Here is an 8,016-nt window from a genome sequence, read left to right as displayed (position 1 = left end):
GCTCGGTCCATACCTCGCGTCGATCAATCCTTTCGGGTTCGCGATTCTTCGAGGCCAGTTTCACGCTGCCGCCAAAGCGGTAACGCCAGAGCTTGCCTCTCCACGCGCTTTCGCATTTTTAGGTGTTGCCGTTCCCGCCCGATGGCGGGACATTTTTGGGGTCAACACGGCGGACTCTTCAGTCCAACCCCTGCGCAGTCGTGCGCGAATGGACTCTATACTTATGCCGGTGTCGCGTGCCCACTGGGTTATGGTGAGCGATTTGCCACCGGCAGTGAGAACATGATTGGTTCGACTATTGTTGTTCTGAACGACGATACTCGCCCAGCGACAATTCGTCTTACTGTAACCGAGATCGGGGTTTATCCGATCAATGGAAGTCGCGTCCGGGCGTTCTCCCATATCAGCAAGGAAAACCAAAAAGTCGTCCCATTGTTCACAGACAGTTATCCCGCGACCACCGTAAAGGTGGAACTTTGAAGAACTCGGATTGTTGCACCTGTCTCGCATACTGCGCCAAGACGAATATGTCCTATCTCCGGTCCCAGACATCCCGTGAGTAGCGTTTTTTCCTTTCTGGGATTCCGCTCTGAGACAACCACAACTGCGCGTGTTTCCACGCCTGAGATTCTTAACATCAACGACAACAGTCTTGCCGCAGTCACACAAGCACGTTGCAGTGCGACGTTCCCCGCTGCGGCCTGGCGTCACGAACTCCACCACCAACTTCCCAAATCTTCCGCTCAACGTATTCATAAAGGTGCCCCATCTTTGAGATATAACACCATTATACGTTATCTAGGCGGCGCAGGCCCAAGGACTGACGATGACCGCGTGGCTGGAACAGCAAGCCGAAAAGGCGTTGAGGCGAACCCGAAAGACCGGACGGACGGACGGGAGATAGGCCCTCGCGCCCTCTGCTCTCGCTGCGCTTCGCAACCGGGCTGGGGGGTCGCTGGTCATCCAGGACCAGCTTCAAGGCGGTCTATTTCACGCTCCCGCGGGGTCTTTGATGGCTCGTTTGGCGGGTCTTTGACCCTGGCTTCTGTGTTCATTTTGTAGCCTTTCTAAGGGATTGCCTGTCGAAGCATCCTCTCAGTTTAGCCCGCACGATGTAATTTTCTACTAGCAATCGGCCTAGCGCGCACTTTACGGCTCAGTATTTTTTTACTAAGATTCTCCCAACCAGGCGGCCCTGCCGGGCATCACACAGGTTGGCATCATGGAAATACCAAACGCACCCAAACCGCTCCTTGAGATCACGAAGGAACTTTTGTCACAGGCCAGCAAGCGGTGGACCCGCAAGACCATCGCGAAAGAGGCCGATGTGAAGATCGACTGGCTAAACATGTTCGCCCAGAACCGCATCCCCAAACCGGGCGTCATCCCGATCCAGAAGCTGCACGACTACCTCGCGGTCAAGCTCACGGAGCCGGAGTTGCCCAAGCAGACCGCGCGCCACACGAAGGCCGCGCACTGCCCGCTGTGCCTGACACGTCTGCGCCAAGCGCCGACCCAGGAGGAGGCGTCGGCATGACCAAGTGGCACCCCTATCCCGACGGCCTGGTCCTGCCCGAAGCCGGCTTGCGCGTCCTGGAGCGCGTCTGCGATGGGCCAGACCAACTGACCACGCGCTACCGCGTGCGCCTGCTGTGCTGCAACTGCATCCTGGAGATGGCGCACAAGACGATCCGCTATCGCAAAAAGGATCGCACGCAGCAGTGCCGCAGTTGCTTCAAAGACCGCTGCCAGGAGGCGTCTGAGCAAGGTAATGCCGCCAACGACCTTCCCGCTTATCACCAACTCAGCCAACAGTTCATACCCGGTTGGGGCTTGCCCCTGCTCTGGGACCCCGCACAGGTAGTGACCAAGCGCAGTAGCTCCAGGCCGAGGTACTAGCCATGGAACAGCGACCAGTCGACCAGTGCGCGAGCGCGTCTTACACCGCCGCGCAGATCCGCATCCTGTCTCAAGACGATGCCTGTGACCGCTGGGACTGGGCGCGAGCCGGGGCACTCAGTGCCCAGTACGGGGTGCCAGAGGAGGCGATTCAACGCGGCCTGCAAGCCTGCGAGCGGGCAGGGATCGGGCCGGATTACTACGTTACCCGCTATCTGATCGGCAACCGCTCAGAGCCCTTGAACCCGCTGGTTGACGAGGCGATGCGGGAATTATTACGGGAAGCGCGAGATGCGCGGGAACCGATGGCAAGTGGGAGACGCCATGGAATATCGGGGACGCGCAATGAATGATCATAATTCTTGGCTCCGCCTATACGCAGAAGCCGTCGATGATGAAAAGCTGCGACTGTTGGCGTTCGAGGACCGATGGCATTTTATAGCCATTCTGTGTTTGAAATGCCAGGGAATACTTGACGAAAATTCAGGGCCAATGTTGCTCAGGAAGGCCGCCGTAAAGCTCGGCCTACAGGTCAGAGAGCTGGATGAGGTTGCACGCCGCTTGTCCGAGGTTGGATTGATCGATAGTGACACGTTGCAGCCGCTTGCGTGGGAGAAACGGCAATACACGTCGGAGCAAAAGCAACAGTGGAGACACCGAAACAAACGCGAAGAAGCCGGACTTCCCAGAAACCGATGGATAAACCCGAAAGTCCGAAGCGCCGTCATGAAGCGCGACAACCATACCTGCAAACACTGTGGAAGCACAGAAAACCTGACTATTGACCACGTTGTTCCTGAAATCCACGGTGGGTCTAACACTGAGGAAAACCTACAGGTGTTGTGTCGTGAGTGCAATGCGAAAAAACGTGACTTTCCTAACGACTTAGATGCTCGTAAGGCACACATAAGGGACTCATCAGGGTCCCATAACGAACCCATAAGGACAGAAACAGAGACAGAAACAGAGACAGAGACAGAGAGAGAAGTAGAGGGAGAGAGTGCGCACGAAAAATTTACGTCGACCCGGCCTACCACTGCTCGCGCTGCTCGCCTCTGTCTCTCTACCCTTCCCTCTGACTGGTTTGACTGGGCAAAAGCAGAACGTCCTGACCTGGACCCAACGCAGACATGGGAGATCTTCCAGGACCACTGGAAAGCAAAACCAGGCAAGGACGGCACCAAGGTCGACTGGTTCGCTACCTGGCGAAACTGGGTTAGGCGCGAGAAAACATCTAAAACCACCGGAGACACCCATGGCCCTTACCCCCCTCGACCAACATCTGCCGCAGAACGCGGCGAACGCCTTGGCGCAGAAAACCGAGCCCGAATGGCTGCCCATGGAATCATTATCGAGTAAATGGACGGATACCCTGCTGGTACGGTTCCATGGCATTTGGGGCAAGGCATGGGTAGATCATATTGCGGGCTTGCCCTACGAGGTATTGGCGCAATCCTGGTCCGAGGGTTTGACAGGTCTGAGCGCTCAGCAGATCAAGACCGGCCTGACCCAGGTCACCTTGCACTGTAAGTGGCCGTGTGCGATTGCCGAGTTCCGCGCCGCCTGCCTGCCCAAGCCCGATGAGCGCACGGCGGAGCAGCGCGCCTTCGCGGCCAGTGCCGACACTGACCAGTCGCGGCGGCTGACCAACGGGACCTGGGCCGAGCGCCGCCAGGTGGGCCTGCAACACCTGGATGCGCTCAAGGCGAGTCTGCGCGGAGCGGGAACTGCCCGGGTGGTGCGCTCGCACGTCACGCTGGCCAACGGCACCTGGACGGCGGCGATGGATGCGGCCTGGGCGGCCGACTGAGAGCGGCTGGGCGTGCGCTATCTCGGCGGACCCGCGGAACCGGCCGCCAGACGCGATAGGAGCCCCGCTGACGCATCCGCGCCCTCCACCTTCCCGTCGCTGCACCCCAAGGAGCGCGAGCGCCTCACGCGGGCGGCCAGCGGGTTTGCGCGGGGGCATCCGTGATCGCGCGTTTCGCCGGTCAAATGCGGTTGCTGAGCGGGACCCGCTACCCGAAGACCACCCAGCACCCGCGGATCGATTCTAGGTCGCCGTATTAAGAATTTTGACGAGAAATTTGACATGACTGAAGCACCCTCCGGGTTGGCTGCTTATCGCGCAGCACGACAGGCCGGCGAGATACCCGCGCCGGCTCGTAAGACTCCCTTTGAGAAATTACGGGAAAATCCCCTTAGCAAAGCACAGGCAATCGTCGCCATGTGCTCTCAGTGCATGGGCTGGGAGGAGGGCAAGGAACGTCCTGGCGGAGTCCTCGAAGACATCCGCAATTGCACTGCATCTCGTTGCCCATTGTGGGTTGTGCGTCCGCACCAGCAGCACATGGCCCAGGATGAAGGCGAAGATCAAGACCAGACAGCGGCGGCGGATGATGAGTAACCACATGAAAGCACAGACACAGTTGACCAACGAAGAACGCCAGCCCTGCGAGGTCTGGAGCCGCGGCAAACAGTCCGAGCATCGGGACCGCCTGAGTTTCCGCGAACAGCCGCGCTGCGTGGTGACCCCAGCGTGGCCGGCAGCCGTGGCGGGTGCATCGTGATCTCGCTCGACAGCGAGCTTGCCCAGGCCATCACCGGCGCCATGCGCAGCGTCAATGGGCCGCTGACCAGCAAGGAGATCTTCGACCTGGCTCTAGCTGTCGATGATCCACAGGTGATCAACAAGGCACTCTACGACCTGCGCAAACGCGGCATCGTGACCCGCGGCCAGATGCGCCTTCCCGGTGAGCCTGGATGCTTTGCCGGCCGCGGCGAAAGACCCGTTTACACCTACCTGCTCCAGGAGCAAATCCCGATGCCCAAAACCCCGGTTGCAACTGCAGCGCCTGTTGCTGCACCTGCCTGTGAACCAGTGACCGACCTACTGCTGGCACACATCGACGCCCTGCCCAAGCAGGCGCTGTGGGACGATGCGAGCCTCCATGCCGAGCGGCTGCGCGCCCTGGCAGATAGCCGGCCGCTGGCGGAGCAGACCGATATCGGGTTGTGGCTGCATGGCCTTGCAACGCGCATCGAGGAGCTGGCGCGATGAATGCCTCAAGCGAGGAAGCCCTTGACGTGCTGACTCGTCATGGCGTGATGCAGGGCGGGAACCTGTTCTGCGGGAGGTTCGCACATCGTGCCTGAGTGCTTGAGCCCTGACGATCTGGTGGTTGATATCCGTGAGACCTACAACGAGCGGGCGGCGATCCTGGAGCATGACGCGGGCCTGTCGCGCAAGGTGGCCGAGGCACTGTCAGAAGTCTCGATCAGGGTCTACTTTGCCGATGTGCGCGACACCGATTGCCTGCCAGATGCACCCATCCGACGGGTGACGATCATCACACATGGCCAGACGCTTGATGAAGTCAAGCGAGACTGCGTAGATCGGTTCGGTATCGCGCGGTTGGTTGGCGTGCGGGCATATCAGGGTGACCTATGCCTCAGCGAGTGAGGCGCCAGCCAAGCGTACTCGAAGCCACGATGGCCCTGCATATCAGGGCCTCGTGCCTGCCAAAACCACAAACCGAATATCGCTTTGATCCTGATCGGCGATGGCGGTTCGACTTCGCTTGGCCAGACTTCAAGTTGGCGCTTGAGGTCGAAGGCGGCACTGGATCAGGACAGAGCAGGCATAGCCGAGGCGATGGGTTTGAGCACGACTGTGAGAAATACAACCAGGCCGCTCTATTCGGCTGGACTGTACTTCGGGTGACCAGTCACATGGTAAAAGATTGCCGCGCCTTGCACACCCTACAGCGTGCGATCGAACGATTTCAACGCAACGAACTGGATGAAAAATTATAACTGACTGACTTTGATCGTCTCTTCGTGATGCGAGGGTCCTTCCTCCGGGGGTGGGGGAGGTGCGATGCTGAAAGGTGCGTGATTTGAGCAAATTTTATATCGCCAACTATTTCAATAATTTAAGGTATACACAAATTAACGACAAAAAAAGCCAGGACCCTGCTCTGCGCGGGGTCCTGGCGATCGTCGAAACTGGTCCTGGATTACCATCGACCCCCCTATTTGATGCCGATCGCACCTGTGAAATGATAATCGTGTACAATCTCCCATGTGGTTTGGTTTATGGCGTTCATCTTCTCGATACCCTGGTGCGGACCAAGAAGATCAAAAACGCGATCAACACGGCGGTGGCCTTGCGACTGATGGTCGACCTCGCCAATGCGGAGCTGGATCGGCTGAAGAACGCGGCACAGATCAAGGCCCAACTCGAACGCAAACAGGAGACCGCCGATGCTGGTGCCTAGCCCTCCCATGCACTTAGAGACCATCGCCGGGGGCGAGTGGTCGCGTCTGGCCGAGGAGTTGGTCAGTCGCGGCCTCTGGGATGAGGCGACCGCGGCTCTGCTGGAAGGCTATGCGGCCTCCTATGGCCGGTGGGTCAAGGCCGAGATCGAGATTCGCAAGAACGGAGAGGTGGTCAATCTGCCAGGCAAGGACAAGCCGATCCGCAATCCCTGGCTCGACGTGGCCCAGGATGCTCTGCGGCTGATGCGCCAGTTTCTGTCTGATCTCAAGGTCGTCGAGAAGCGCGACCCGGCGAGTTATGGTCCCTATAGGCAGAAGGTTGAGGCGCGTGATCCGGGGGCCTGGTTCGCGACGGCCACACCGACACCGGAGAAACCGCGGCGGGGCAAGCTCCAGTGAGCGTGCGTCAAGTGTCCTATGTTGCCTGCGACGGTTGCCGGGCTTTGACGGCGCCGCTCTTCGGGCAAGTCCTGCCGCGGTGTCTGCGACTCACGGTGCCGTTTGGTGAGGGCTGCCTGATGCCGCGGCTGGCGGCGTTGGGTGAGCAGACACCCGAGCGCACCGATGGTGCTGGATTCGATTGGGACCCCAACTGGCGCGACTGACCACACGTCATCGCACCCCATGAATGGCCGCGCCCGCAACACTTACCCCCAAACAGACCATCGCCGAGGTCTGCGGGATCTCCGAGAAGCAGGTGGACACGCTGGTGCGCGAAGGGGTCATGCCCAAGCCGAGCGCTCGGGGCGCTCACGATGTGCCGGCCTGTATCCATGCCTATGTTCAGCTTCTCCGGTCCGACAAACGGATGTACTCAACCAAGGAACTGGCAGCACTGCTCAAGGTCACCGAACCGATGATCTATGCGCACCGTACAGCCGGGATGCCGATGGCGGACAAGGGCACCTGGGATATCCAGGTCTGCGTGCCGTGGCTGATCCAGCGCGAGCGCGACAAGGCACACAAGAAGGGGGCCTACACGGATGTCTCGGGCGAGGAACTAGCCCATGAGCGGCTGCTCTCAGCGCGTGAAGAGCGCCTCCTCAAGCAGATGGCGCGCGAGGAACGCGAGCGGACCCGGGTCAAGCGCTCGGAGTGCGAGGCCGGTTGGTCGGCGCTGGCGGGTATCGTCGTGGCGGCATTGGAGGCCCTGCCCGGCCGGTTGGCGCAGACCATGGCCGAGGCGCAGACGGTATTGGAGGCGCGTCGTGGGCTGTTCGATGAGGCCCGGCGCATTCGTGCCGAGTTGGCGCTGCGGGTACAGGAACTGATCGATGGTGCGCGCGAACCGGACACAACGATCGGCCGCCCAGGGCGCAAGCCAGGGCGCCCTCCCGGGAGCAAAAATGTCCCAAAACCTGCTGGCCGAGTCCCAGCTTCAGGCGGCGCAACTGGCCTTCGCGATTCTCCAGCCGCCACCGGAACGGACGGCTGACCTGTGGTCGGAGCAGGCGCGGCGCCAGTTGCCGCCTGGGTCAGCCGAGGCGGGGCAGATCCGGGTGACGCGCACGCCCTATGTAGTGCCGATCGCGCGCGCCCATGCCATCTGGGGCCTGCGGCAGATCACCTATGTCATGGCCCGTCAGATGGCCAAGACTCAGGGGGTTATCTTCGCTGAGATCGGGCGCCGGCTGGACGACTGCCCGACCCCGATCATGTATGTCGGCACGACCGAACTGTTCATCCGCGACAAGGTCGAGCCGAAGATCGTTCATCTGTTGCAGTCCACGCCCAGTCTCAACCGCAAGACCTCCTGGGGGCATGGGTCATCCAAGTATTCGAAGGTCGTCGCGGGGGTGCGCCTCAAACTGGCCTGGGCCGGGTCCGACTCGATGC

Annotated in this window: 15 protein-coding genes; all 15 read left to right on the top strand. The window is 60.3% G+C overall.

The window, feature by feature from the left end:
- The first annotated feature begins 1,222 nt into the window (after window positions 1-1,222).
- On the top strand, window positions 1,223-1,537 hold the full coding sequence (locus QZY44_RS35055; protein WP_295458954.1) for a hypothetical protein: 315 nt from the start codon (window positions 1,223-1,225) through the stop codon (window positions 1,535-1,537).
- Complete coding sequence (locus tag QZY44_RS35050; RefSeq protein WP_295458951.1) at window positions 1,534-1,899, top strand: hypothetical protein; 366 nt, start codon at window positions 1,534-1,536, stop codon at window positions 1,897-1,899. Before QZY44_RS35055 ends, QZY44_RS35050 begins: the two co-directional genes overlap by 4 nt.
- Before the next feature lie 2 nt (window positions 1,900-1,901).
- Window positions 1,902-2,252 (top strand): hypothetical protein, encoded by a 351-nt coding sequence (locus QZY44_RS35045; protein ID WP_295458949.1) that lies wholly within the window; start codon window positions 1,902-1,904, stop codon window positions 2,250-2,252.
- Complete coding sequence (locus tag QZY44_RS36115; protein WP_365305936.1) at window positions 2,191-3,258, top strand: HNH endonuclease; 1,068 nt, start codon at window positions 2,191-2,193, stop codon at window positions 3,256-3,258. Before QZY44_RS35045 ends, QZY44_RS36115 begins: the two co-directional genes overlap by 62 nt.
- On the top strand, window positions 3,155-3,709 hold the full coding sequence (locus tag QZY44_RS35040; RefSeq protein ID WP_295458946.1) for a hypothetical protein: 555 nt from the start codon (window positions 3,155-3,157) through the stop codon (window positions 3,707-3,709). Before QZY44_RS36115 ends, QZY44_RS35040 begins: the two co-directional genes overlap by 104 nt.
- A 282-nt stretch (window positions 3,710-3,991) precedes the next feature.
- Window positions 3,992-4,306, top strand: coding sequence for a hypothetical protein (locus tag QZY44_RS35035; protein ID WP_295458943.1), 315 nt, complete (start codon window positions 3,992-3,994; stop codon window positions 4,304-4,306).
- Window positions 4,307-4,310: 4 nt separating this feature from the next.
- A complete protein-coding gene (locus QZY44_RS35030; protein WP_295458940.1) occupies window positions 4,311-4,469 on the top strand; it encodes a hypothetical protein in 159 nt (52 codons plus the stop codon).
- The gene (locus QZY44_RS35025) at window positions 4,439-4,960 is read left to right on the top strand and encodes a hypothetical protein (RefSeq protein WP_295458937.1); all 522 of its coding nucleotides are present in this window, start codon (window positions 4,439-4,441) and stop codon (window positions 4,958-4,960) included. The genes QZY44_RS35030 and QZY44_RS35025 overlap by 31 nt, the downstream gene beginning before the upstream one ends.
- A gap of 87 nt (window positions 4,961-5,047) precedes the next feature.
- A complete protein-coding gene (locus QZY44_RS35020) occupies window positions 5,048-5,362 on the top strand; it encodes a hypothetical protein (RefSeq protein ID WP_295458934.1) in 315 nt (104 codons plus the stop codon).
- A gap of 29 nt (window positions 5,363-5,391) precedes the next feature.
- Window positions 5,392-5,715, top strand: a complete 324-nt coding sequence (locus tag QZY44_RS35015; RefSeq protein WP_295458931.1) for a hypothetical protein — start codon at window positions 5,392-5,394, stop codon at window positions 5,713-5,715.
- An 83-nt stretch (window positions 5,716-5,798) separates the two neighbouring features.
- Complete coding sequence (locus QZY44_RS35010; RefSeq protein WP_295458928.1) at window positions 5,799-6,179, top strand: hypothetical protein; 381 nt, start codon at window positions 5,799-5,801, stop codon at window positions 6,177-6,179.
- Complete coding sequence (locus QZY44_RS35005; RefSeq protein WP_295458925.1) at window positions 6,166-6,579, top strand: P27 family phage terminase small subunit; 414 nt, start codon at window positions 6,166-6,168, stop codon at window positions 6,577-6,579. Before QZY44_RS35010 ends, QZY44_RS35005 begins: the two co-directional genes overlap by 14 nt.
- Window positions 6,576-6,785: a hypothetical protein gene (locus tag QZY44_RS35000; RefSeq protein ID WP_295458922.1), complete on the top strand. Its 210-nt coding sequence runs from the start codon at window positions 6,576-6,578 to the stop codon at window positions 6,783-6,785. The genes QZY44_RS35005 and QZY44_RS35000 overlap by 4 nt, the downstream gene beginning before the upstream one ends.
- 23 nt (window positions 6,786-6,808) lie before the next feature.
- Complete coding sequence (locus QZY44_RS34995; RefSeq protein ID WP_295458919.1) at window positions 6,809-7,615, top strand: hypothetical protein; 807 nt, start codon at window positions 6,809-6,811, stop codon at window positions 7,613-7,615.
- A partial coding sequence (locus tag QZY44_RS34990; protein ID WP_295458916.1) for a phage terminase large subunit family protein occupies window positions 7,527-8,016 on the top strand: 490 nt, incomplete at its 3' end. The genes QZY44_RS34995 and QZY44_RS34990, both read left to right, overlap by 89 nt.

Source organism: uncultured Thiodictyon sp. (genome assembly GCA_903837595.1).
Taxonomy (GTDB): Bacteria; Pseudomonadota; Gammaproteobacteria; order Chromatiales; family Chromatiaceae; genus Thiodictyon.
This window is presented reverse-complemented; position numbering and strand designations above follow the sequence as displayed.